The organism is Lysinibacillus sp. KU-BSD001 (assembly GCF_042920265.1).
Classification (GTDB): Bacteria; Bacillota; Bacilli; order Bacillales_A; family Planococcaceae; genus Lysinibacillus_B.
Genome location: NZ_JBDQZI010000025.1, coordinates 1 through 24982, shown reverse-complemented (window position 1 = coordinate 24982; position 24982 = coordinate 1). Strand labels below are relative to the sequence as shown.

General features: G+C 37.8%; 22 protein-coding genes and 1 rRNA gene. 9 read left to right on the top strand and 14 right to left on the bottom strand.

Going from position 1 to position 24982, the window contains the following annotated elements:
- Nucleotides 1-157: 157 nt before the first annotated feature.
- The 3 genes from ychF to AAGS61_RS20325 form a co-directional block, all read right to left on the bottom strand.
- Nucleotides 158-1258, bottom strand: coding sequence for a redox-regulated ATPase YchF (gene ychF / locus AAGS61_RS20335; protein WP_391376395.1), 1101 nt, complete (start codon nucleotides 1256-1258; stop codon nucleotides 158-160).
- Between the two features lie 97 nt (nucleotides 1259-1355).
- Nucleotides 1356-1556 (bottom strand): DUF951 domain-containing protein, encoded by a 201-nt coding sequence (locus AAGS61_RS20330; protein WP_391376392.1) that lies wholly within the window; start codon nucleotides 1554-1556, stop codon nucleotides 1356-1358.
- 2 nt (nucleotides 1557-1558) lie between these two features.
- Nucleotides 1559-2464: a mechanosensitive ion channel family protein gene (locus AAGS61_RS20325; protein WP_391376389.1), complete on the bottom strand. Its 906-nt coding sequence runs from the start codon at nucleotides 2462-2464 to the stop codon at nucleotides 1559-1561.
- Nucleotides 2465-2574: 110 nt separating this feature from the next.
- Between AAGS61_RS20325 and yyaC the strand changes: the two genes are divergently transcribed.
- Nucleotides 2575-3201: a spore protease YyaC gene (gene yyaC / locus AAGS61_RS20320; protein WP_391376387.1), complete on the top strand. Its 627-nt coding sequence runs from the start codon at nucleotides 2575-2577 to the stop codon at nucleotides 3199-3201.
- On the opposite strand, the gene AAGS61_RS20315 is transcribed toward yyaC, so the two are convergent.
- From AAGS61_RS20315 to rpmH, 11 genes are all read right to left on the bottom strand, one after another.
- The gene (locus AAGS61_RS20315; protein ID WP_391376398.1) at nucleotides 3118-3834 is read right to left on the bottom strand and encodes a DUF554 domain-containing protein; all 717 of its coding nucleotides are present in this window, start codon (nucleotides 3832-3834) and stop codon (nucleotides 3118-3120) included. The genes yyaC and AAGS61_RS20315 overlap by 84 nt on opposite strands.
- Nucleotides 3835-3888: 54 nt before the next feature.
- Nucleotides 3889-4737 (bottom strand): ParB/RepB/Spo0J family partition protein, encoded by an 849-nt coding sequence (locus AAGS61_RS20310; RefSeq protein ID WP_391376384.1) that lies wholly within the window; start codon nucleotides 4735-4737, stop codon nucleotides 3889-3891.
- A complete protein-coding gene (locus AAGS61_RS20305; protein WP_391376382.1) occupies nucleotides 4730-5491 on the bottom strand; it encodes a ParA family protein in 762 nt (253 codons plus the stop codon). The genes AAGS61_RS20310 and AAGS61_RS20305 overlap by 8 nt, the downstream gene beginning before the upstream one ends.
- A 232-nt stretch (nucleotides 5492-5723) precedes the next feature.
- Nucleotides 5724-6623, bottom strand: a complete 900-nt coding sequence (gene noc / locus AAGS61_RS20300; RefSeq protein WP_391376379.1) for a nucleoid occlusion protein — start codon at nucleotides 6621-6623, stop codon at nucleotides 5724-5726.
- A gap of 165 nt (nucleotides 6624-6788) precedes the next feature.
- On the bottom strand, nucleotides 6789-7505 hold the full coding sequence (gene rsmG / locus AAGS61_RS20295) for a 16S rRNA (guanine(527)-N(7))-methyltransferase RsmG (RefSeq protein ID WP_391376376.1): 717 nt from the start codon (nucleotides 7503-7505) through the stop codon (nucleotides 6789-6791).
- Between the two features lie 85 nt (nucleotides 7506-7590).
- Entirely contained in the window at nucleotides 7591-9486 is a 1896-nt protein-coding gene (mnmG, locus tag AAGS61_RS20290; RefSeq protein ID WP_391376373.1) for a tRNA uridine-5-carboxymethylaminomethyl(34) synthesis enzyme MnmG, read from the bottom strand.
- 92 nt (nucleotides 9487-9578) lie between these two features.
- The gene (mnmE, locus tag AAGS61_RS20285; protein WP_391376370.1) at nucleotides 9579-10964 is read right to left on the bottom strand and encodes a tRNA uridine-5-carboxymethylaminomethyl(34) synthesis GTPase MnmE; all 1386 of its coding nucleotides are present in this window, start codon (nucleotides 10962-10964) and stop codon (nucleotides 9579-9581) included.
- Between the two features lie 581 nt (nucleotides 10965-11545).
- Nucleotides 11546-12340: an RNA-binding cell elongation regulator Jag/EloR gene (gene jag, locus AAGS61_RS20280; protein WP_391376367.1), complete on the bottom strand. Its 795-nt coding sequence runs from the start codon at nucleotides 12338-12340 to the stop codon at nucleotides 11546-11548.
- Nucleotides 12340-13104: a membrane protein insertase YidC gene (gene yidC, locus AAGS61_RS20275; protein WP_391376364.1), complete on the bottom strand. Its 765-nt coding sequence runs from the start codon at nucleotides 13102-13104 to the stop codon at nucleotides 12340-12342. The genes jag and yidC overlap by 1 nt, the downstream gene beginning before the upstream one ends.
- A 130-nt stretch (nucleotides 13105-13234) precedes the next feature.
- On the bottom strand, nucleotides 13235-13573 hold the full coding sequence (gene rnpA / locus AAGS61_RS20270) for a ribonuclease P protein component (RefSeq protein WP_391376361.1): 339 nt from the start codon (nucleotides 13571-13573) through the stop codon (nucleotides 13235-13237).
- Between the two features lie 82 nt (nucleotides 13574-13655).
- Nucleotides 13656-13790 carry a 50S ribosomal protein L34 gene (gene rpmH, locus AAGS61_RS20265; RefSeq protein ID WP_036152184.1) on the bottom strand — a complete coding sequence of 45 codons (135 nt, stop codon included), beginning with the start codon at nucleotides 13788-13790 and terminating at the stop codon, nucleotides 13656-13658.
- Nucleotides 13791-14310: 520 nt separating this feature from the next.
- Between rpmH and dnaA the strand changes: the two genes are divergently transcribed.
- The 8 genes from dnaA to AAGS61_RS20225 form a co-directional block, all read left to right on the top strand.
- Entirely contained in the window at nucleotides 14311-15672 is a 1362-nt protein-coding gene (dnaA, locus tag AAGS61_RS20260) for a chromosomal replication initiator protein DnaA (protein WP_391376356.1), read from the top strand.
- Between the two features lie 169 nt (nucleotides 15673-15841).
- Nucleotides 15842-16978: a DNA polymerase III subunit beta gene (gene dnaN, locus AAGS61_RS20255; protein ID WP_391376352.1), complete on the top strand. Its 1137-nt coding sequence runs from the start codon at nucleotides 15842-15844 to the stop codon at nucleotides 16976-16978.
- A 116-nt stretch (nucleotides 16979-17094) separates the two neighbouring features.
- A complete protein-coding gene (yaaA, locus tag AAGS61_RS20250) occupies nucleotides 17095-17325 on the top strand; it encodes a S4 domain-containing protein YaaA (protein WP_391376349.1) in 231 nt (76 codons plus the stop codon).
- A 2-nt stretch (nucleotides 17326-17327) separates the two neighbouring features.
- A complete protein-coding gene (recF, locus tag AAGS61_RS20245) occupies nucleotides 17328-18443 on the top strand; it encodes a DNA replication/repair protein RecF (RefSeq protein WP_391376346.1) in 1116 nt (371 codons plus the stop codon).
- A gap of 62 nt (nucleotides 18444-18505) precedes the next feature.
- Complete coding sequence (gyrB, locus tag AAGS61_RS20240; RefSeq protein ID WP_391376343.1) at nucleotides 18506-20431, top strand: DNA topoisomerase (ATP-hydrolyzing) subunit B; 1926 nt, start codon at nucleotides 18506-18508, stop codon at nucleotides 20429-20431.
- 24 nt (nucleotides 20432-20455) lie between these two features.
- The gene (gyrA, locus tag AAGS61_RS20235) at nucleotides 20456-22942 is read left to right on the top strand and encodes a DNA gyrase subunit A (RefSeq protein ID WP_391376340.1); all 2487 of its coding nucleotides are present in this window, start codon (nucleotides 20456-20458) and stop codon (nucleotides 22940-22942) included.
- A 254-nt stretch (nucleotides 22943-23196) separates the two neighbouring features.
- Entirely contained in the window at nucleotides 23197-24288 is a 1092-nt protein-coding gene (locus AAGS61_RS20230) for an HD-GYP domain-containing protein (protein WP_391376337.1), read from the top strand.
- A 624-nt stretch (nucleotides 24289-24912) separates the two neighbouring features.
- Nucleotides 24913-24982: ribosomal RNA gene (locus AAGS61_RS20225) — 16S ribosomal RNA — on the top strand; the annotation flags it as partial.

Sequence of the window (24982 nt, the reverse complement as noted above, 5' to 3'; positions counted from 1 at the left end):
TATCTATCACCTCTAGTAGTAAGTGCTAATTTTATTTTCAAGAATATCTTTTAATTTTATTTTATAAAGAAAAAAGACTGTAGACAAACTCGAAATTTTCGAGTTTGTCTACAGTCTGAAACTGTCACCCAAAAGGGAGACAGTTTTTATTTCATTTTTATACATTGAAACGGAATAGCATAACGTCGCCATCTTGCACAACGTATTCTTTACCTTCAGAACGAACTTTACCCGCTTCTTTTGCTGCCGTATGTGAGCCAGCTTCTACTAAATCATCATATGCCACTGTTTCTGCACGGATGAATCCGCGCTCGAAGTCAGAGTGGATCACGCCCGCACATTGTGGCGCCTTCATGCCTTTACGAAATGTCCAAGCACGTACTTCTTGTACACCAGCAGTGAAGTAAGTAGCTAAGCCTAATAAGTCATAAGAAGCACGGATTAATTGATCTAAACCTGATTCTTTAATACCTAACTCTTCTAAGAACATAGCTTTTTCTTCGTCATCTAGCTCAGAAATTTCTTCTTCCACTTTGGCACAAACGGTAATGACACGAGAGCCCTCTTTCGCTGCAAACTCTCGCACCATTTGTACGTATTTATTGTTATCTGCATCTGCTACTTCATCTTCAGATACGTTTGCTACATATAGCATTGGTTTGATTGTTAAAAGGTGAAGACCTTTAATGACTTTTAACTCATCATCTGTTAATTCAACTGCACGTGCAGGTTGATCTGCTTCTAACGCAGCTTTGATTTTTGATAAAATTGGCTCTTCAATCAACGCCTCTTTATCTTTTTGTTTTGCCATTTTGCTTACTTTTTGAAGACGTTTGTCGACAGATTCTAAATCTGCTAATACTAACTCTAAGTTGATGACTTCAATATCATCAATTGGGTTTACTGCACCTGCTACGTGTGTGATATTCTCGTCTTCGAAACAACGTACCACTTGGCAAATCGCATCGACTTCACGGATATGAGAAAGGAATTTATTTCCTAACCCTTCCCCTTGAGAAGCTCCTTTTACGATACCCGCAATATCCGTAAACTCGAATGACGTTGGGACTGTTTTCTTTGGTGTTACAAGCTCTGTTAATTTAGCTAAACGTGCATCAGGTACTTCTACAATGCCGACGTTTGGATCGATTGTAGCAAATGGATAGTTCGCAGCAAGTGCCCCTGCCTTTGTAATTGCGTTGAATAACGTGGATTTACCTACGTTAGGTAAACCGACAATACCAGCTGTTAATGCCATAAATGGACACAACCTTTCTATGTTCGTTAAGTATGTTCTCTTTTTATAACCTCATCTATTATATTGATTCACTCAAAAAAAGTCTAATCGGGTCAAATTACTGCTCTGCTGCATGTTGTAATACTTTTTTCATCTTTTTCGCAAATTCACGGCGGGGAATCATGACACTATGACCACATCCCTCACATTTAATGCGGATATCAGCCCCCATCCGAATAATTTTCCAAGCATTCGTTCCACAAGGATGTTGCTTTTTCATTTCTACGATGTCATGTAAATTAAATTGTTTTTCTTCCACACTTACTCTCCTCCTTCCACTTCACGCCCCATTACGCGATCATATAGCATCATTTTGGGGTAAGGAATCGGAATACCATTTTTCTCAAGTAGGTCTTTTACATCTCTACGAATTGTTCGAGCTACCGCATACTGTTGAAGGGGTAACGTTTCTGCCATAATGCGAATCGTTACCTCTGTCCCTGTAATATTTTGTACCCCTAAAAATGTGGGCGGACTAACTAATTCAGGGTGCACTTCAGGTAAAGTCGATAAATACTGATTAATTACCTTCTCTGCCTTTTCAATATCTGCATCAAAAGCGACTTGTAAATCAATCATCGCCTTTGAATTGTTAATCGAGAAATTCGTTACATCCGTAATCGCACCATTTGGAATAATAAACTGTTCACCTGTGACACCTTTAATTTTGGTTGTACGTAACCCAATTTCTACGACCGTACCTTCTGCTGCGTTCACCCGAATATAATCGCCAATACCAAACTGATCTTCAAAAATAATAAAGAAGCCTGTAATAACATCCTTTACTAAACTTTGTGCACCAAAGCCGATTGCTAACCCGGCAATCCCTGCCCCAGCTAAAAGCCCGGCTACTTGAATGTGTAAACTCGATAAAATGCCCATAATCGCAGAAAAATAGACTAAGTAAGACAATACGCTTTGTAATAACTTTAAAATGGTCTTTTGACGACGTTCTGAATGATTTAATGGCGACCGTATACGCAATAAAAACACTTTTGCAATGAATTTTTTCCCAATAAATACAACTAGATAGGACGTGATTACAATAGCAATAATTTTAAGCGATGCGACAAGTATAAAATCCCAAAGTTCCTCACTCGTTAGAAAATCCCATATTTCAGTAGATTTCTTATGGATCCAGCTTAAATCCGTCTTTGCTTCTTCCAAATTTGTCACCTCTTGTATAGCAATGTCTATTTTTGAATATACTGCATAAATATAACGTATTTCCATTTGAAATACGCGTAGATTATTACATGTAAAAGTGAGGTCATTTTATGCAACAACCTTCCACATTTCATTATGTTATTCATTATGAGAAAGCAAGTGCAGTTTGGCAACTAAGTGAACTCTTTCTGGAACATATTCCATTTGATCATGAACAACTTGTCTTCTGTTGTATCGGTACGGATCGTTCCACGGGTGATGCACTTGGACCATTGGTAGGTAATCAATTAATCCAAAGCTATGCCTTCCCATTTACAGTGCTCGGCACACTTGAAAAGCCTGTTCATGCACTGAATTTACTGGAAACACAGGCAGAGTTAGAAACACGTACACCTTGCCCATTTATTATAGCCATTGATGCTTGCCTTGGCGAAGAAGGATCGATCGGTTCTATCATCGTCAGAGATAGTGCCTTATATCCAGGAAAGGCTGTCAAAAAAGAACTCCCCCCCATCGGAGATATCTCGATTAAAGGGGTTGTGAATGTTGGTGGCTTTATGGAAACAATGGTACTACAAAATACGCGGTTACATGTTACACATTCTATGAGTATAGCCATTGCCCGTGCGTTAACGCTTGCTTGGCAACGTCATTTACTGAAAAACAAACAATATAGCAACAATTACGCCCACTATTATAATACTCGGCAGCAAATTGGCTATTCGAATTTTCGTTAAGCCTGCGATATTTAACCCAATCGCCATAATCATGATCCCACCAGTTGCGGTCATTTCACGAATGAACAAATCAAGCGCGGCTTCTGGGATGTAGACACTAATGGCACCTGCTAAAAGCGCAATTGCCCCTTGATAAATAAATACTGGAACAGCAGATAATAATACACCAATTCCAAGTGTCGATGCTAAAATAATCGATGTAAATCCATCGATAATCCCTTTAGTGATAAGTACGTCATGGTCATTGCGTAAGCCACTATCTAAAGCACCAAGAATGGCCATAGAGCCAATCACAAAAATAAGTGATGCTGTGACAAAACCTTCCGCAATGGAGCTATTGCTCTTCTTAACTTTCCCACGCATAAGTAAGAATTCAATCCATTGCCCAAAACGGTTAAACATACGGTCTAAATCAAACCACTCACCAAGTGCCGTACCTATCACTAAACTAATAATAACAATGACAAAATTGTTACTTTCAAACCCCATTTGAATCCCTAATACGGCAACAGCAAGTCCAATAATAGAAAGCGCTGTTTCTTTCATTTTTTCTGGGATATTTCGGAACACTCTGCCGATTAGTGCCCCCATAATAATAAATAAAGCATTTAAAAATGACCCGAGTAAAATCATGATGACAAGCTCCCTATCCAATAATAAAAGCCCTCTTTTAAGAGAGCTCTACGGTTAATCTAATTTCACGTTTAAAATTTCTAAAATACGCTCTAAATCATCTTCCGAATAAAACTCAATTTCAATTTTACCTTTATTTTTCTGCTTTCTAATTTGTACGCCTGTACCAAAATAATCACGCAGTTGTGACTCGGTTGCTTCTACAAAGACATCCTTTTTCACTTTCTTCTTTGTTTCATGTGAAACATTTTCATTTAATTGATGCACAAGTGCTTCTAACTGCCGCACATTTAATCCTTGTGCAAGTACTTTATTCGCAATCTCTTGAATGCGCCCTTTATTCTTTAATCCCAACAATGTACGCCCATGTCCCATTGATAGTACACCTTCATTGATCGACTTACGTACTTCCTCTGGCAATTGTAACAAACGAATATGGTTGGCAATGTATGAACGGCTTTTCCCTAATCGCTTAGCTAATTGTTCTTGTGTAAAATGTAAATTTTCAATTAAGCTACTATACGCCTCAGCTTCTTCAATTGGCGTTAAATCTTCTCGTTGTAAATTTTCTAGAATAGCTACTTCCATCATTTGCTGTTCTGTCATGTCTTTTACGATGGCAGGCACTTCTTTTAAACCGGCCATTTGAGCAGCACGAAAACGTCGCTCACCAGCAATAATTTCATATTTCTTCTCTTTTGGTCGCACAACAATTGGTTGAATAATGCCATGTTCTTTAATGGACTCCGCCAATTCTTTTAATGCTTCTTCATTAAAGATTTGACGTGGTTGGAACGGATTCACAATTAATTTACCCATCGCAATATACTCCACCGTATTTTCGCTATGAATCGATTCATCCGGGAAAAATGCATTAATTCCTTTTCCTAATCCTTTAGCCATTTTTAATCACTTCCCTTGCTAACTCTAAATACGTATCCGATCCGCGTGACTTAGCATCATACAAAATAATAGGCTTCCCATGACTCGGCGCTTCACTTAAACGCACATTTCGTGGAATAATCGTCCTATACACTTTATCTCGAAAATACTTTTTCACTTCTTCAATGACTTGTAAACCTAAATTTGTACGTGCATCAAGCATTGTTAAAAGTACCCCCTCAATAATTAGCTCTTTGTTTAAATGCCTTTGCACTAGACGTACCGTCGATAGGAGCTGACTCAGTCCCTCTAATGCGTAATATTCACATTGTACAGGAATTAACACACCATCTGAAGCAGTTAATGCATTAATTGTTAATAATCCAAGTGATGGCGGGCAGTCGATAATAATATAATCGTAATGATTTTTCATTTCATCCAGTGCACGCTTTAGACGTACTTCACGTGAAATAGCAGAGACAAGCTCAATTTCTGCTCCTGCTAATGACATTGTGGCAGGTACAACCCATAAATTTTCTACTTTTGTTTCATGAACATACGATTTCATCGGTTCATCATCGATTAAAATATCATAGATGCACCCATCAATTTCTTTTTTGTTAATGCCGACACCGCTTGAGGCATTACCTTGTGGGTCAATATCTACGAGTAGTGTTTTCTTTCCTAGGTAAGCAAGGCATGCGCTTAAATTGACAGATGTCGTTGTTTTCCCAACGCCGCCTTTTTGATTGGCAATTGCAATAGTTCTTCCCATTTGTGCACCTGCTTTCAACTTCGATATTCGTTAAATGCTCTCTTTTTTTACACGAAACTTTCTAAACTAATACTCTTTCATTCTAACAAAAAGGAGACGCCGAGTCGTCAAAATATTCTATAATTTAACTGTTTTTATGATAATAGGAACAGACTATCGTAAAATGTTAAGTTCCTGGCTTTATTTTAGTAATAAAAAACTCCCGAACAATTATTCAGTTCGGGAGTTTTTACTATTTCTTTTTCGGGATTTTCACCGTAATTTGATAGTATTCATCATTATCTTCTTCTTCTGTTTTAACAGCAATTCCGCTTTTTGTCACCATTGATAACGATTGCTTAATCGTATTTAATGCAATACGTATATCTTTACTAATCGCTTTACGTTTCGCACGTTGTGGTTGCGGCTTTTCCTCTTGCTGACCTTCTAACTGTTCTTCTTGAGGATTAAGAATTTGATAGATTTGTTCTTCCAATTGGCGAACATTCCAGTCATCTTCCTTGACCGCTGCGATTAATTGCATTTGTAATTGTTCATCTTTGATGGCAATTAAAGCACGGGCATGACGCTCACTAATTTCTCTGTTTAAAATGGCCTCTTGCACAAATTGTGGGAGCTTCAGTAGGCGAAGTTTATTCGCCACCGTTGACTGCCCTTTCCCTAGACGTTGAGCAAGTGCCTCTTGCGTCAGTGAATGAAGTTCAAGCAGTTGTTGATACGCTAAAGCTTCCTCGATTGCCGTCAATTCTTCACGTTGTAAGTTTTCAATTAACGCAATGGATGCCGTTTCTTTATCATTTAACGTACGGACAATTGCTGGTACTTCTTCCCATTGTAGTTTTTTCATTGCACGATATCGGCGTTCACCGGCAATAATCTCATACATTCCTTCCGTTTCCGCGCTCGGACGTAATACAATCGGTTGAATCACACCATGCGTATGAATTGTTCTTGATAATTCTTCAATTTTTTCTTCATCAAAAACAGTTCGAGGTTGGAAACGGTTTGGGACGATTTTATCGATTGGAATTTTCACTACTTCTTCTGCAGCTGTACTCACCACTTCTACTTCACTTTTCACTTCGGATTCTTGTTTTCCGCCTCCGAACCAACGTGAAAAAGGACTCTTCATCCACTGGCACCACCTTTAAGAAACTATCTTGCTCAATATATAACTATTATTTATGATACGAGAAGAAATGTACATAGTCCATAAAACGTTAATTTTATACATAATGTCTTAAATATAAATGTATATGCATGAAAACAACGAATTATTTCTCTTTTCTACTTCATTTTACTGAATTGGTGTTTTATTTGGAACACCTGGTTTGCGTGGGTATTTCTTCGGTGTTTGTTTTATCTTATCAAATACAAACAATGAACGCTCACTTTCCTCAACTGGTAACAGGAAGTTAAATTCTTCTTTTAACGAAGCCCCTAACGTTGTAATCGCTTTTTTAGCTTCTTTTAGCTCTTGTGCACCAGCTGCGGCCTTTAACGCTACAAATGATCCCCCTTGTTTTGCTAGTGGAATACATAGCTCTGAGAGTACTGAAAGACGCGCCACTGCACGAGCTGTCACCACATCAAACTGCTCACGATATTTTGTATTTTGGCCAAATTCTTCTGCACGAGAATGGACAAATGACATATTTTCTAATTGTAATTCTTCTGATAAATGGTTTAAGAATGTAATGCGTTTATTTAACGAATCTACAATTGTCACATGTAAATGGGGGAAACAAATTTTGATTGGAATGGACGGGAAACCAGCTCCTGCCCCAACGTCACATACGGATACAACCTTTGTGAAGTCAAAATAAAAGGATGCGCTAATTGAATCATAGAAATGCTTTAAATAGACACCTTCTACATCGGTAATCGCTGTTAAATTCATTTTTTCATTCCACTCAACAAGCAACTCAAAATATTTTTTAAACTGGGCCACTTGTGTCTCTGTTAGCTCAATGCCTTTAGCTGCTAAAGCTTCGATAAATTGTTGTTCGTTCATGTTCGTCTCCTTTATAAAATGGGGGCGTCCAGAAAGTAACAGCTTTCGGGACACCCCCTGATAAATATCTACTAAGAAATATGGTTTACTCTACTATACGGGCAATTTTCCCTTGCTCAATGTATACAAGTAAAATAGAAATATCAGCAGGGTTTACACCTGCAATACGGCTCGCCTGTGCAATCGATAATGGACGTACTTGCTTTAATTTTTGACGTGCTTCCGTCGCTAAACTTGAAATAGCATCATAGTCGATATCCTCTGGAATTTTCTTATCTTCCATCTTCTTTAGCTTTTCCACTTGTTGCAGTGCTTTTTGAATATAACCTTCATATTTCAATTGAATCTCGATTTGCTCACGTACTTCCTCTGATAATTCAACCGCTGCTGGCTCAATCAACTCAGCTACAAGGTCATAAGTCATTTCTGTACGCTTCACTAAATCCGACGCGCGAATACCATCTTTTAACTCTGTTCCACCAACTGAGCGAATCGTTTCCTGTGTTTTAGCGTTCGGCTTTACGATGATGTCGCGTAAACGGGCAATTTCCGCTTCGATTTGTTCACGTTTCTGTTGGAAATGTGTGTACCGTTCTTCTGAAATTAAGCCTACTTGATAACCGACATCTGTTAAACGTAAATCCGCGTTATCATGACGTAATAATAAACGATATTCTGCACGTGATGTTAATAAACGATACGGTTCGTTCGTCCCTTTTGTCACTAAGTCATCAATTAATACACCGATATACGCATCGGAACGAGATAAAATAATCTCTTCTTTCGCTTGTATTTTGGCTGCTGCATTTATACCAGCCATTAACCCTTGACCAGCTGCTTCCTCATAGCCAGATGTACCATTAATTTGACCCGCTGTGTATAACCCTTTAATCGCCTTTGTTTCAAGCGTTGGCCATAGCTGAGTGGGCACAATGGCATCATATTCAATAGCGTAGCCAGAACGCATAATTTCAGCGTTTTCTAAACCTGGGATACTTGCCACCATTTCGCGTTGAATATGCTCTGGTAAACTTGTTGAGAAGCCTTGTACATATACTTCTTGTGTATCACGACCTTCTGGCTCAAGGAAGATTTGGTGACGTGGCTTATCCGCAAAACGCGTTACTTTATCTTCAATTGAAGGACAATAACGCGGACCTGTTCCTTTGATCATCCCTGAGAACATCGGAGATAAGTGTAGATTATTTTGAATAATGTCATGCGTTTCTTCACTTGTATACGTTAACCAACAAGGGAGCTGATCCATGATGTACTCTGTTGTTTCAAAGCTGAACGCACGTGGTACATCATCACCTGGTTGAATCTCTGTTTTGGAATAATCGATTGTACGACTGTTGACACGTGGTGGTGTACCTGTTTTAAAGCGTACCATATCAAAGCCTAATTCTTTTAAATTATCGGCTAAGCGAATAGATGGCTGCTGGTGGTTAGGACCAGATGAGTATTTTAAATTACCTAAAATGATTTCACCGCGCAGGAATGTACCTGTTGTTAAAATGACTGCTTTAGCACGGAAAATGGCACCGACTTGTGTCACAACACCTTTTACTTCCCCATCTTCTATTATTAACTCTTCCACCATAGCTTGACGAATTTGCAAGTTTTCTTGCGCTTCAAGCAGGCGTTTCATTTCACGCTGGTATAGGACTTTATCGGCTTGCGCACGTAATGCACGAACAGCTGGTCCTTTCCCTGTATTTAACATACGCATTTGAATATGCGTTTTATCTATTACTTTGCCCATTGCGCCGCCTAACGCATCAATTTCACGTACGACGATGCCTTTAGCTGGACCGCCGATTGACGGGTTACAGGGCATAAAGGCAATTAGCTCTAAATTGATTGTCAGCATTAATGTTTTTACGCCGGATTTCGCTGCTGCATATGCTGCTTCTACCCCAGCATGTCCTGAGCCGACGACAATTACATCATATGTGCCTGCCTCATAAGTTGTTGGCATGCTCTTTCTTCCTTTCTACAAATAACTTTACGTATATAAAATATATCTTCTAAATGTTGGTCTACATTTATGGAATCTGTGTGACCATGGCTTTATTTTCCTAAACAAAACTGTGAGAACAGTTGGTTGATTAGGCTTTCTTGTACGGTATCACCGACGATTTCACCAAGAATCTCCCATGTACGCGTTACATCAATTTGAATCATATCAACAGGTACACCTGCTTCTGCCGCGTTTAATGCATCCTCAATAGATGTTTGTGCTTGGTGTAGCAAAGCAATATGGCGAGAGTTCGATACATAGGTTAAATCACCTGTTTCAACTTGCCCTTCAAAGAATAGTGCTGCAATTGCCTCTTCTAATTCAATCACACCTTCTTCTTTTAATAGCGAAGTGGTCACAACACGGTGGTCACCTGCAAGTGCACGAACACGTTCTAAATCAATCTTTTGCTCTAAATCTGTTTTATTGACAACAACGATAAAGTCCATCTGTTGAATTGTTTCAAATAGACGTTCATCTTCAGGCGATAATGCCTCTCCATAGTTTAACACGAGAAGGATTAAATCTGCTCCCTTTAATGCTTCACGTGAACGTTCCACACCAATGCGCTCTACGATATCCTCTGTTTCACGAATACCTGCTGTATCCACTAAGCGTAACGGTACGCCACGTACATTGACATATTCCTCTATAATATCACGAGTTGTGCCTGCAATATCTGTCACAATCGCTTTATTTTCATGCACTAAACTATTTAATAGCGAAGATTTCCCTACATTCGGACGGCCTAAAATAACAGTTGATAAACCTTCACGTAAAATTTTCCCTTGTGATGACGTTTGAAGCAACTTCAGAATTTCATCTCGTACCCATGTACATTTTTCAAGCAAAATCGGAATGGTCATTTCCTCTACATCGTCATATTCAGGATAATCAATATTCACTTCCACATGCGCCAGTGTCTCAAGCAGTGCTTGACGCAAGGAATTGATTAAACGTGATAGTTTGCCATCCATTTGACCAAGTGCTACATTCATCGCACGATCCGTTTTCGCACGAATTAAATCCATCACGGCTTCGGCCTGCGATAAATCGATGCGACCATTTAAAAAGGCACGCTTTGTAAATTCACCTGGATCCGCTAATCGTGCACCATTTCGAAGTACAAGCTGCAGTACACGGTTGACCGATACTAACCCGCCATGACAGTTAATTTCTACTACATCCTCGCGTGTAAATGTCTTCGGTCCGCGCATTAAAGAGAGCATGACTTCCTCTACTACCTCATCTGTTTTAGGGTCCACTAAATGTCCATAATGAATAGTATGGGTTGCGACCTCTGTTAAACGTTTGCCGTTTGGCGCTTTAAATATTGTATCTGCAATACGAATTGCTTCATCTCCGCTTAAACGGACGATTGCAATTGCTCCTTCACCCATTGGTGTGGAAATCGCAGCAATTGTATCAAACTCCATTTTGTAGCCTCCTATATGAATACCGAAAACGGTGTACTTTATTTATGGCTCTTCACCAAAACGTGTACTTGACCGCACATTCCGTTACGGGCGGACGCTTTCCGCGGGCGAGGTCGAGCCTCCTCGTCGCTCATTCTTCGCTCCTGCGGGGTCTCGACTATCTCGCTTTTCCCGCTGGAGTCGCCGCCCTTCACTCCATGTGCTTTTATAATCCTACATTTTTTAATCAAGAACATATTTTGGTATTGAACCTTATTTATTTTAAAAAAATTTCAGACTGCAATAAAAACATGTGAAGACAAACATGAACATATGCGTGCTTACAATTAGTCTGAATTATCCACATGTGGATAATTCGTAGATGCTCTATAATTACTAACAATTTAGACTAACATATTTTCCTTAAAATCTAAAGTGAAGCTAATTTAAAAGTAGCATATCCTTTACTTTCCTGTTACCGAGGGATCTTATTTTTTCCTTACTTCTTAAGACAACGTAACACGAATGAATATCTCATGTTGCTACAAAAGAAAAACAGAGGCAGTCGCAAGTTGCGATACCTCTGTCCATTGTCTGTATGTTTACTTAAGTGGCTCAATCACTAAATAGCGATTTGGCTCAACGCCCTCTGAATACGTTTCTATATCCAATCGATTTGCCAGTGCGTTATGAATAATTTTTCGCTCATACGACGGCATCGGTTCGAATTTAACAGCTTTACGTGTACGAATAGCTTTATCTGCCATCCGCTCTGCTAGTTGTTCTAACGATACTTGACGGCGTTCACGGTAATCTTCTACATCCAGCTTTACAAGCATAAAAGACTGAGCACTTTTATTTAATACGAGTTGTGTTAATTGTTGCAATGCATTCAATGTTTGACCACGCTTACCAATTAAAAATGCTGCTTTCTCACTTTCTAGCTTAAATGATACGTATTTGCCTTCTGATTCCGTGTAAATGTTTAAATCTGTAATATCCATTGCAAGGGCAATCTGCATTAAATATGCTTTTGCCTCTTCAATAGGATTTTGTTCTTGCACTTCAGGTTGATCGTCATTTACGACTTGAACTGGCTCTTCCCCGTTTTCTTCGCTGGCAGGCTTGTCTTCAACAGATTGTTGAATGATTGGTTGGTCCCCTTTAGCCGACTCAACTGACTGAGGTTCAGTTACAATTTCTTCCTCAGTAATTGCTTGAACATTTTCTTTCACTGTGACGCGTATTTCTGCATTGCGTGCACCAAAACCTAAAAATCCTTTTTTACCTTCTTGTAAAACTTCTACATCTACTTGCTCACGGGTTTTGCCAAGCTTTTGTAACGCTAATGAGATCGCTTCATTGACTGTTGCGCCTATTTGCGTAATTTGTTTCACTATTTTGCTCCTCCTGTAGTAGCAGTATCCGTTTTCTTATTCCAAGGTTTGTAAATTGCAAGGTTTTGTAATACCGAAATGATATTTCCGACTACCCAGTATAACGATAAGGCTGCTGGTAAAACAATACCAAAACCAATAATCATTAATGGCATGATATACATCATAACTTTCATTTGTGGGTTATCAATTGCTGGACCAGTCATTAATACAACAAATTGAATTAAACCTGCTACGACAGCAAGAATAATACTTGGTTCAGCGAGTGGAATGGACATAAATGTACCTAATTCATAAACAGGTGTTGCATTCATACGGCTAATAGCATGATAGAAGCCGATTAAAATTGGCATCTGAATAAAAATTGGTAAACACCCAGCAAGTGGATTTACACCTGAGGATTGCATTAATGCCATCATTTCTTGTTGATACTTTTGCTGAGTGACAGCATCTTTAGAGCTATATTTTGCTTGAAGCTCTTTTAATTTCGGCTGAATCTCTTGCATCTTTTTCGAGCTTTTAATTTGCTTAATTGTTAATGGCAAAATCGCTAAACGAATAATGATTGTTACAACGATAATCCCTAACGCATAAGTGCCTAAAAGATCTGAAAAATACTTAATAAATGATACGAGTGGCCAAACGATAAATTCATTCCAAAAGCCTTTACTTTCGGCTGAAATCGGTTGGTCAAATTCTGTACATCCTGAAAGTAGCAATGCTACTGACACAAGCGTCAGAATAACCCAAAGTCTTTTCTTCAAGCCTTCTTCCTCCTAGAGCAACTATTCAATTTTCTTCTATAGAGGTTATTTTACCATGTGTTGGCGCTTACACTCTACTAATTGTTTCAAGAATCACTGTATTCAGTGTTGCATAAAATAATCTGTCATTTTATTTCATCATTTTAGCAATCTTTAATACATGCTCCAAACTTTTCTTGGTTTCGTGAAAATCTAATGTGGCCGCCGGATTTCTGGCGATAATAACATAGTCCATATCTTGGCGAACGTTGTCTTTCAACTCAAGAAATGTTTGGCGAATATAGCGTTTAATTTGATTCCGTGTCACGGCTTTCCCAATCTTTTTTCCGACAGATAAACCGATACGAAACGCCGTTTGGTTTTCTTTTTTTAAACAATAAACGACAAATTGACGGTTCGCGAATGACTTCCCCTTTTTAAACACCTTCTGAAATTCTTCATTCTTTTTTATTCGTTGGCGTTTGTTCAAAGATCCCAGCTCCATCTATTGCTTTTTCAATGTAACTATGAAAAATAACGAAAAAAAAGACCACTGATGTGGCTCAGTGGACTTATGCTGATAAAACTTTACGGCCTTTACGACGACGAGCTGCTAAAACTTTACGACCATTTTTTGTGCTCATACGTGCGCGGAAACCGTGAACTTTACTGTGTTTACGTTTAGATGGTTGATATGTGCGTTTCATTATATATTGCACCTCCTAAATGAGTGTTCGTATATTCTTCCATACAGACTTGCTTATTATATATAGCAACCACTTATTTTGTCAACGTTTAACCCAAAATTCCCTATTTCCTTATATTCCCCTCAAACAATCATCTTCTATCTTTATCCACAGTTATAACATTACTTACACAAAATGATTGTGGATATTTTTTCTGCCATTCTAAATTATCCACAGCTGATATCTACAACTTTTTCACAAACTCATAGCCTGTGGATAATTTTCATATGAATAAACAGGAGTTATGTGGATAAGTTATTGAAAGTATTGAAATTACTTATTTTTTTTGATACGATAAAAATGTTTTCTCTTGTGGACTAGTTTTTTGGGAAATATTTTATCCACAGTTGTTAATAATCTGTGGACAGTTTTTTTCACATACATTGAATATATTTTATCCACAAGCTGTGACTATGTGAATGTAACAAAAAATTAGAGAAATATAAATAGTATCTATTCACTTTTATAGAGTAAAAACATTATGAAAGGACGAAAAAGCTTGGAACATTTAGAGCAATTATGGAATAACGTCCTAGCGCAAGTCGAACAAAAGATTTCAAAACCAAGCTTCGAAACATGGCTTAAATCAACTAAACTTCTTTCCTATAAGGGATCTAACGTGACCATTGCAGCTCCCAATTCATTTGCACGCGACTGGTTAGAAAATCACTATGTTCACTTGATTACAGGCATTTTAACGGAACTTACAGGGGAAGACTTGCTCATCAAATTCGTTGTTCAAAAAGATCAAGGGGCTGAAGATTTCGAGCTCCCAGCACCAAAAATTCAAGGAAAGTCAAGCGATCAACATGATATTTCGCCCGGAATGCTGAATCCGAAATACACGTTTGATACATTCGTCATCGGTTCTGGTAATCGATTTGCACACGCTGCTTCACTCGCTGTTGCTGAAGCACCCGCGAAAGCCTATAATCCTTTTTTCATCTATGGGGGAGTAGGACTTGGAAAAACGCACTTAATGCACGCAATCGGTCATTACGTATTAGAACAAAATCCAAATGCCAAAGTAGTGTATTTGTCATCTGAAAAATTTACAAATGAATTTATTAACTCCATACGTGACAATAAAGCGATCGATTTCCGTAATAAATACCGCAATGTTGACGTACTGTTAATAGACGATATCCAATTTTTAGCGGGGAAGGAATCTACACAAGAAGAATTTTTCCATACATTTAATACATTACATGAGGAATCTAAACAAATTGTTATATCAAGTGACCGTCCACCAAAAGAAATTCCAACATTGGAGGATCGCTTACGTTCACGCTTTGAATGGGGACTCATTACAGACATTGCCCCACCTGATTTAGAAACACGTATTGCTATTTTACGTAAAAAGGCCAAAGCAGATGGGCTTGATATTCCAAATGAAGTAATGCTCTATATAGCAAATCAGATTGATTCCAATATTCGTGAATTAGAAGGTGCTTTAATACGGGTCGTTGCTTACTCTTCTTTAGTACATGAGGAAGTAACGCCAGAATTGGCTGCTGCTGCATTAAAAGATATTATGCCAAATGCAAAACCGCGCATGATTTCGATTTTAGACATTCAAAATGCTGTAGGAGAGCATTTTAATATTCGTTTAGAAGATTTTTCAGCAAAGAAACGTACAAAATCAATCGCTTTCCCACGACAAGTAGCCATGTACTTATCACGTGAACTCACTGATTTTTCATTGCCTAAAATTGGGGAAGAATTTGGTGGGCGTGATCATACAACCGTCATTCATGCTCATGAGAAAATTGCTTCACTGCTTAAAACCGATCAACAACTACAGCAAGATATTAAACAAATTCGCAATATGCTAGGTAAGTAATGTTGTGGATAAAATATGTATTTTTCAACTAAGTTATGCACAGTCTATCTACATGTGGATAGACTGATTTTATGCCGTTAAAACATACTTATCCACAAATCCACAGGACCTATTACTATATCTATTAATCTTTTAAATAATAAATAATTATATAAGTGAGGTAAAAATGATGAAATTTGAGATTATGCGCGATTATTTACTAGCAGGTTTGAATGATGTAATGAAAGCCGTTAGCTCAAAAACAACTGTGCCTATTTTGACAGGTATTAAAATCGATGTAACAAACGAAGGAGTTAGTTTAACAGGTAGCGATCAAGATATTACAATCCAGACATTTATTCCAGCTGAAGAAAACGGCGAACAAATTATGACGATTACAACAATAGGCTCAATTGTATTACAGGCACGCATGTTCAATGAAATCGTCCGTAAATTGCCAACTAACGATGTTGAAATTGAAGTAACAAATGGCTTTGCGACGTATATTCGTTCTGGTAAATCAGAGTTCCATTTAATTGGACAAGATGCAATTGAATATCCACTATTACCAGAAATCTCAGCAGAAGAACGCTTTACAATTCCTGCAGATTTGTTAAAATCAATTATTCGAGAAACAGTTTTTGCTGTTGCAGCATCAGAGACTAGACCTGTCTTAACAGGGGTAAATTGGAATATCCAAGACGGCGAATTAGTATGTGTTGCAACAGATAGTCACCGTTTAGCGCGCCGAAAAACAAAATTAGAGCAATTACCTTCAGGGGTATCTAATGTCGTTATCCCAGGTAAAAGTTTAAATGAATTAAACAAAATTTTAGAAGATTCTACAAACCCTGTACAAATTGTTATGACTAATCAACAGGTTCTTTTTAAAGCGGATAACATGTTGTTCTTTTCCCGTTTACTAGAAGGGAATTACCCTGATACATCCCGTTTAATACCTGAGAGCTATCAAACAAATGTAACGATTAACGGGAAAGCATTGCTACAAGCTATTGATCGTGCATCTCTTTTAGCACGTGAAGATCGCAATAACGTTGTTCGTCTGGAAACGTTAGAAGGGAATGTAATTGAAATTTCATCGAACTCTCCTGAAATTGGAAAAGTACAAGAACAAATACAAGTAGAATCACTTGAAGGAGATACGTTAAAAATTTCATTTAGCGCAAAATACATGATGGAAGCATTAAAAGCCATTGATGGGCAAGATGTCATCATTCAATTTACTGGTGCAATGCGTCCATTCATTTTACGTGCTGTTCATGATGATTCTATTCTCCAATTAATCTTACCTGTACGCACATATTAAACGATTTAAGTAAAGAGAAGAGAGTTGCTTCAAAAACGAATTGAAGCAACTCTCTTTTACTTCTTAAACACTTTTTTGGTATGATAAAAGGATAAAGCTTGTTAACCGGAGGATGAATGATTTTGAAGGACATCATAATTGATACAGAGTTTATAACACTAGGACAGCTATTAAAAATAACAGATGCAATTAGTTCTGGTGGAATGGCTAAGTGGTTTTTATCAGAAAATACCGTGTATGTGAATGGGGAAGTAGATGATCGCCGTGGACGTAAATTACGTGACGGAGATGTTGTGAACATTCCAGGCATAGGTCGTTTCCGTATTGTGAGTGAAATTGGAGACTAATAATGAATATTGAGCGTTTACAGCTAACTAACTATCGAAATTATGAGTCACTTGCTCTTGAATTTTCTCCAAAGATTAATGTGTTCATCGGTGAAAATGCACAGGGTAAAACAAATGTAATGGAATCCATTTATGTGCTCGCGATGGCAAAATCTCACCGCACATCGAACGATAAAGAATTAATACGTTGGGAACAAGACTATGGTAAAATAGAAGGTGTTGTACAGAAACGTTATGGCAGTATTCCGATACAATTAACGGTATCTAAAAAGGGGAAAAAAGGGAAAGTGAATCATATTGAACAATCACGCCTGAGTGAATACGTTGGGCAGATGAATGTTGTGATGTTTGCTCCTGAAGATTTAAATGTTGTAAAAGGCAGCCCGCAAATAAGACGTCGTTTTATCGATATGGAAATTGGGCAAATCTCGCCCGTTTATTTACATGATTTATTGACTTTCCAAAAAATACTAAAACAGCGTAACCATTTATTAAAGACAAATCAAGGGCGTGCGGCACTCGTAAATGATGTGATGTTTGACGTTTATACAGAACAATATATTCAAGCTGCTGTGAAGATTATCCGCAAGCGTTATGAGTTTATGGAGCTATTACAAGCTTGGGCTGAACCTATTCATGCAGGGATTTCACAAGGGAAAGAAAAGCTTATAATTAAGTATCGAGCGGTAAGTGGTATGAACGCAGAGTGGTCTGTTGAACAGATGACAGCACATCTTGAAGAGAAAATGGCAGAGGCAAAAAAAAAGGAGATTGAACGTGGCGTAACATTAGTAGGTCCGCATAGAGATGATTTACAATTTTTTGTGAATGACTATGACGTACAAGTGTACGGTTCGCAAGGACAACAAAGAACCACGGCACTATCACTTAAGTTAGCTGAAATTGAATTGATTAAGCAAGAAACGAAAGAAGCGCCCATTTTACTATTGGATGACGTATTATCGGAGTTAGATGATTATCGTCAGTCCCATTTATTAAATACAATTCAAGGTGAAGTACAAACATTTGTTACAACAACAAGTGTAGACGGGATTCACCATGAAACAATTCAAAACGCAAAAATGTTCCATGTGAAACAAGGAACGATCGAACAATAATATAAGGCTTAATGTTATTTATATAGAGGCATACTGAAGTTACGAAAGAGTAGGTGGACAAGGTGGCTTTAGAGGAAAATAAAGTACAGCAAAATTATGATGCTGACCAAATACAAGTATTAGAGGGCTTAGAAGCGGTACGAAAACGTCCAGGTATGTACATCGGTTCAACGAGTTCAAAAGGCTTGCATCATCTTGTATGGGAAATTGTTGATAATAGTATTGATGAAGCATTAGCAGGGTTTTGTACAGATATCACTGTAGCAATTGAGCCGGATAACTGGATTCGCGTTGAGGATAATGGCCGAGGAATTCCTGTAAGCTTACAAGAAAAAATGGGCTTACCAGCTGTTGAAGTTATTATGACAGTACTGCATGCCGGTGGTAAATTTGGCGGCGGTGGATATAAAGTATCAGGTGGTTTACATGGTGTAGGTGCATCTGTTGTAAATGCTTTATCTATTGCTACAGAAGTATATGTAAAACGTGATGGACATATTCATGCAATTAAATTTGAGCGCGGTCAAACAGTACAACCTTTAAAGATTATTGGCGATTCGGAAGAAACAGGTACAGTAACTCGCTTTAAAGCTGACAGTGAAATTTTCCGTGAAACAACTACGTATGAATACGATATTTTAGCAACACGTTGTCGTGAATTGGCCTACTTAAATCGAGGCATTCGTATTATCATTCGTGATGAGCGAGAAACAGAAGTACGTGAAAATGTATTCTACTACGAAGGTGGTATTCGCTCTTATGTAGAACATTTAAATGCAAACAAAGAGCCTATTCATGATCCGATTGATGTTTCAGGTGAAAAAGACGGTATTTCAGTTGAAATAGCGATGCAGTATAATGCAGGCTTCTCATCAACGATTATGTCTTTTGCAAACAATATCAACACATATGAAGGCGGTACACACGAATCCGGCTTTAAAACAGCGCTAACACGTGTGATTAATGACTACGCACGGAAAGCTAACTTAATTAAAGATAACGAGGCTAACTTAACAGGGGAAGATGTTCGGGAAGGGTTAACCGCTATTGTTTCTGTCAAACATCCTGATCCACAATTTGAAGGGCAGACTAAAACAAAGTTAGGTAACTCTGAAGTCAGTCAAATTACGAACCAGCTATTTGCAGAAGGGTTTGAACGCTTTATGCTTGAAAACCCTTCTGTTGCACGTCAAGTTGTTGAAAAAGGAACAATGGCGGCACGTGCACGTGTTGCAGCGAAAAAAGCGCGTGAATTTACACGTCGGAAATCAGCGCTTGAAGTATCGAGCTTGCCAGGGAAACTAGCTGACTGCTCATCAACCAATCCAGCAGAATGTGAAATTTATATTGTAGAAGGTGACTCTGCAGGTGGTTCAGCAAAATCGGGTCGTGATCGTCACTTCCAAGCCATTTTGCCACTACGCGGTAAGATTTTAAATGTGGAGAAAGCGCGTTTAGATAAGATTCTTTCGAATGCTGAAATTCGTGCAATGATTACAGCGTTTGGCACAGGAATTGGAGAAGAATTCAATTTAGAAAAAGCACGCTATCATAAAATTGTTATTATGACAGATGCCGATGTTGATGGTGCGCATATTCGTGTATTACTATTAACATTCTTCTTCCGCTTTATGCGCCCATTAATCGAAGCGGGTTATGTGTACGCTGCGAAGCCACCACTTTATCAAGTAAAGCAAGGAAAGCATGTAGAATATTGTTATTCAGATAAAGAATTAGAAGAGATTTTAGCGCGTTTACCGAAAATGCCAAAACCGAATGTACAACGTTATAAAGGTCTTGGTGAGATGAATGCAGAACAACTTTGGGATACAACGATGGATCCAGAGCACCGTACATTAATTCGAGTAGAGCTTGATGATGCAATAGAAGCTGATAAAATTTTCGATCATTTAATGGGCGATGAAGTTGCACCTCGTCGTGACTTTATTGAGGAAAATGCAGTATACGTGCAAGACTTGGATATTTAGTGCAATTGGAAGGAGGTCCTTATTTTGTCTGATATTCAACATGGAAACATTGAATCAAGAAATATTACAACTGAAATTAAAACATCATTTTTAAGTTATGCGATGAGTGTAATTGTTTCACGTGCATTACCGGATGTACGTGACGGTTTAAAACCTGTACATCGTCGTATTTTATATGGTATGCAGGAACTAGGGAATACAGCAGATAAACCATATAAAAAGAGTGCACGTATTGTCGGGGACGTCATGGGTAAATTTCACCCACATGGGGACTCTTCTATTTACGAGGCAATGGTACGTATGGCGCAAGATTTTAGCTATCGCTATATGTTAGTCGATGGTCATGGTAACTTTGGTTCTATTGATGGCGATGGGGCTGCAGCAATGCGTTATACAGAATCGCGTATGTCAAAAATCGCGATGGAAATGCTACGTGACATCAACAAAGATACAATTGATTATGAACCGAACTATGATGGTAGTGAAAACGAACCAAAAGTATTACCGGCTCGTTATCCAAACCTTCTAGTCAATGGTGCTGCAGGGATTGCCGTTGGTATGGCAACAAATATTCCGCCACATCAATTAGGTGAAACAATCGATGCTGTATTAGCTATTTCAGAAAATCCAGCCATTACAACAGAAGAATTAATGGAGATTATGCCAGGACCAGATTTCCCAACAGGTGGGATTATTTTAGGTCGTTCTGGTATTCGTCGTGCGTATGAAACAGGGCGCGGCTCGATTATCATTCGTGCGAAAGTTGAAATTGAACAAACATCGAATGGGAAAGAAACGATTTTAATTCATGAATTACCTTACCAAGTAAATAAGGCAAAGTTAATTGAGAAAATTGCAGAGCTTGTTCGCGATAAAAAAATCGATGGTATCACGCATTTACGTGACGAATCAGATCGTCGTGGTATGCGTGTTGTAATTGAGATTCGCCGTGATGCCAATGCCAACGTTGTCTTAAATAACTTATTTAAACAAACAGCAATGCAATCGAGCTTTGGGATTAATATGCTGGCTTTAGTAGATGGCCAACCGAAAGTACTTAGTTTAAAAGAGATGTTATATCATTACTTAGAACATCAAAAGGTTGTCATTACGCGTCGTACAGCGTTTGAACTTCGTAAAGCAGAAGATCGTGCTCATATTTTAGAAGGTTTACGTATTGCACTAGATCATATTGATGAGATTATTAATATTATCCGTAATTCCCGCAGTGGGGATGAGGCTAAACCTGTGCTGATGGAGCGTTTCAACTTAACAGAGCGACAAGCACAAGCAATTTTAGATATGCGTTTAGTGCGTTTGAGTGGATTAGAGCGTGAGAAAATCGAAGCTGAATATCAAGAATTACAAGTGCTTATTGCAGAATTAAAAGCGATTTTAGCAGATGAGACGAGAGTCGTAGAAATTATTCGTAACGAGTTAACAGAAATTAAAGAACGATTCAATGATAAACGTCGTACAGAAATTACTTCTGGCGGTTTAGAAACGATTGAAGATGAAGATTTAATTCCACGTGAAAACTCTGTTGTGACATTAACACATAATGGTTATATTAAACGTCTAGCAGCGAACACATATCGTAGTCAGAAGCGTGGGGGTCGTGGTGTACAAGGAATGGGAACAAACGAAGATGATTTTGTAGAACATCTACTATCTACTTCTACACATGATACAATCTTGTTCTTCACTTCAAAAGGACGTGCATTTAAAGCGAAAGGTTATGAAATCCCTGAATTTGGACGTACAGCAAAAGGGTTACCAATCGTCAATCTGTTAAATATCGAAAAAAATGAGCATGTCACAGCCATGATTCGTGTAGAATCATTTGATAAAGATGCATACTTCATTTTTACAACGAAAACAGGTATTACAAAACGTACACCAGTGTCGCAATTCGCGAATATCCGTACAAATGGTCTAATTGCTATTAGTTTACATGAAGAGGATGATTTAATCTCAGTTCGTTTAACAGATGGACAGAAACAAGTAGTGATTGGTACGCATGATGGGATGTTAGTTCGTTTCAAAGAGGAAGATATTCGTTCGATGGGTCGTACAGCTGCAGGGGTCCGTGGTATTAAATTGCGCGATGGCGATTATGTAGTAGGTATGGAAATTTTAGAAGAAGGCCAAGAGATTCTCGTTGTAACAGAAAAAGGTTATGGAAAACGTACATCTGAATCTGAATACCGTCTACAAAGTCGCGGTGGTGTAGGTATTAAAACAATCCAAGTGACAGAAAAGAACGGACCGATGTGTGCGGTGAAGACAATTGGTGGCTCAGAAGATATTATGCTCATTACAATTAATGGTATGTTAATTCGTATGGATGTAAATGATATTTCTGTCATTGGTCGAAATACGCAAGGTGTTCGTTTAATTCGTCTTGGTGAAGATGAGTTAGTAGCTACAGTTGCAAAAGTAGAAAAAGAAGACACAGAAGATGCAACTGATATAGAAGATTTAGAAGAATCAGAAGCAACAGCTGAATAATCGTGAGAGAAGGGGTCGTCTGAAAAGACATTTTGAGGCGGAACCTTTGAGGCGAGGATGGTGGCATTTTGATGTGACCACCGCAGGAGCAATGTTTCTTAATGGGGAATTATTGAGGAGTAAAGGGGAGTCCAGAAATTTTCTGGACCCCCTTCTTTTTCAATATATGATGCAAAATATAAATTAGTTCTTACATTTGTTTACATACTTCGATACAATGAAAGAAAACTTTTTTGTTAAAGGTGGTTTTAACATTGGAAGCTACATATGTAAATATATCAGACTTAAGATTAGGGAAAGTTGTAGCTGAAGATATTTTTGCTAACACACAATATCCGATAATTTTAAAAAACACTAAAATTAACCATGAGCATCTTCATGTTTTCAAAGCATTTCATATAAATAAAGTGCTTATATTTAAAGGACGGGAAGAAATCCTTGCTAAAGATGATGAAGAAAGAGAAGTAATTATAGAAGTACCTGTACCGACAGTAACACCGTTTGAACGTTCTTATAAAGAGGCTGTTGCTTATTTAAATAAAGAATTTAAAAATTGGCAAGCAGGAGCACGTGTTGATATTACAAAAGTTCGAAATGTCATGATTCCATTAATTGAAGGTGTACTAGAAAAACGATCTTATATATTTGATTTAAATAGTTATTCAAATGTAAAAGATTATTTATACCATCATTGTGTGGCAACAGGCTTAATTGCAGGTGTGATTACACAAAAACTGGGGTATGATCGAGGAACGGCAATTCAAATGGCTATTGCAGGTATGTTAGCTGACTGTGGAATGGCAAAGATCCCAACCCGTATTCGTGAAAAGAAAACAACGTTAACACCAGATGAATTTGTAGAAATACGTAAACATCCTGAATATAGCTATCAGATGGTAAAAGGTTTAACAGCTTTAAAAAATGATATGAAAGAAGCAATTTTTCAACACCATGAACGTTTGGATGGAAGTGGGTATCCAAATGGAGAACGAGGGTCAGTCATTACTATTTATTCGCAAATTATTGCAGTAGCAGACGTTTTCCATGCAATGACAAGTGAACGCTTATATCGCTCTAAACAATCCCCTTTTAAAGTCATCGAAATGATTAAAGAAGAAGAGTTTGGAAAGTTTGATATTAAAGTTGTCCAAGCATTAATTGATATTATCGCCGATTTACCGATTGGAACACAGGTAGAGTTATCAAATTTAGAATATGCAGAAGTCATGTTCATTAATCGATATGCACTGACAAGACCATTAGTAAAATTAATAAATACAGGTGAGATTATTGACTTATCGACTATTCGTAATTTCCATATTTCACGTATAATTACTAAAGGCTAATTATCTACTGAAAACTATAGTTGAACTATTGTCATAGATAGGCAGAAAAGAAAGAGGATTTTTATTTCTTTTGGTGGTCAATTTAAAAGAGTAGCAAAGCAATAGGAGATTAGTGAGAAAGGGGAGTTACAGGGTGTAATTCCTTCTTCATTTTTTATCGATCATCAATATAGGTATTATACCTTTCTACAATAGAGGTAATTACAGTTAGTACAAATAGATAGAGAATAACAGTATTCTTTTGTTCTATTATAATCTTGCATTAATGGCGAGTGTTTATATAGATAAATTATTTCGTAAAAAGTATTGACTAATTGATAGGAAGTTGATATTATATTAAAAGTCGCTAAGATATCGAAAGGTTTTAAAAGTATTGACTTAATAAAAACTTGTTGATATCATATAAAGACTGTTGTTAGAAATATAATAACAAAAAACAAAAAAAGTGTTGACATAACATTAGTTGGGTGTTAACATAATAAGAGTCGCCACTCAAACAGAGGGCACGAAATGAACTTTGAAAACTGAACAAGCAAAACGTTAACAATAAGTAGTCTCTTTTAAGAGACAAACAATTTTGGACATCAAACATGATGCCAGCAAATTTGAGCTTACTCAAATTCTTTTATGGAGAGTTTGATCCTGGCTCAGGACGAACGCTGGCGGCGTGCCTAATACATGCAAGTCGAGCGGA

Excerpts from the sequence above, each read along its gene's own strand:
- ychF (WP_391376395.1), bottom strand. The coding sequence starts at position 1,258 with ATGGCATTAACAGCTGGTATTGTCGGTTTACCTAACGTAGGTAAATCC.
- AAGS61_RS20305 (WP_391376382.1), bottom strand. The coding sequence starts at position 5,491 with ATGGGAAGAACTATTGCAATTGCCAATCAAAAAGGCGGCGTTGGGAAA.
- noc (WP_391376379.1), bottom strand. The coding sequence starts at position 6,623 with ATGAAGAGTCCTTTTTCACGTTGGTTCGGAGGCGGAAAACAAGAATCC.
- dnaN (WP_391376352.1), top strand. The coding sequence starts at position 15,842 with ATGAAATTTGAGATTATGCGCGATTATTTACTAGCAGGTTTGAATGAT.
- rsmG (WP_391376376.1), bottom strand. The coding sequence starts at position 7,505 with ATGAACGAACAACAATTTATCGAAGCTTTAGCAGCTAAAGGCATTGAG.
- AAGS61_RS20310 (WP_391376384.1), bottom strand. The coding sequence starts at position 4,737 with ATGGCTAAAGGATTAGGAAAAGGAATTAATGCATTTTTCCCGGATGAA.
- mnmE (WP_391376370.1), bottom strand. The coding sequence starts at position 10,964 with ATGGAGTTTGATACAATTGCTGCGATTTCCACACCAATGGGTGAAGGA.
- yaaA (WP_391376349.1), top strand. The coding sequence starts at position 17,095 with ATGATTTTGAAGGACATCATAATTGATACAGAGTTTATAACACTAGGA.
- recF (WP_391376346.1), top strand. The coding sequence starts at position 17,328 with ATGAATATTGAGCGTTTACAGCTAACTAACTATCGAAATTATGAGTCA.
- dnaA (WP_391376356.1), top strand. The coding sequence starts at position 14,311 with ATGAAAGGACGAAAAAGCTTGGAACATTTAGAGCAATTATGGAATAAC.
- yyaC (WP_391376387.1), top strand. The coding sequence starts at position 2,575 with ATGCAACAACCTTCCACATTTCATTATGTTATTCATTATGAGAAAGCA.
- AAGS61_RS20315 (WP_391376398.1), bottom strand. The coding sequence starts at position 3,834 with ATGATTTTACTCGGGTCATTTTTAAATGCTTTATTTATTATTATGGGG.
- rpmH (WP_036152184.1), bottom strand. The coding sequence starts at position 13,790 with ATGAAACGCACATATCAACCATCTAAACGTAAACACAGTAAAGTTCAC.
- mnmG (WP_391376373.1), bottom strand. The coding sequence starts at position 9,486 with ATGCCAACAACTTATGAGGCAGGCACATATGATGTAATTGTCGTCGGC.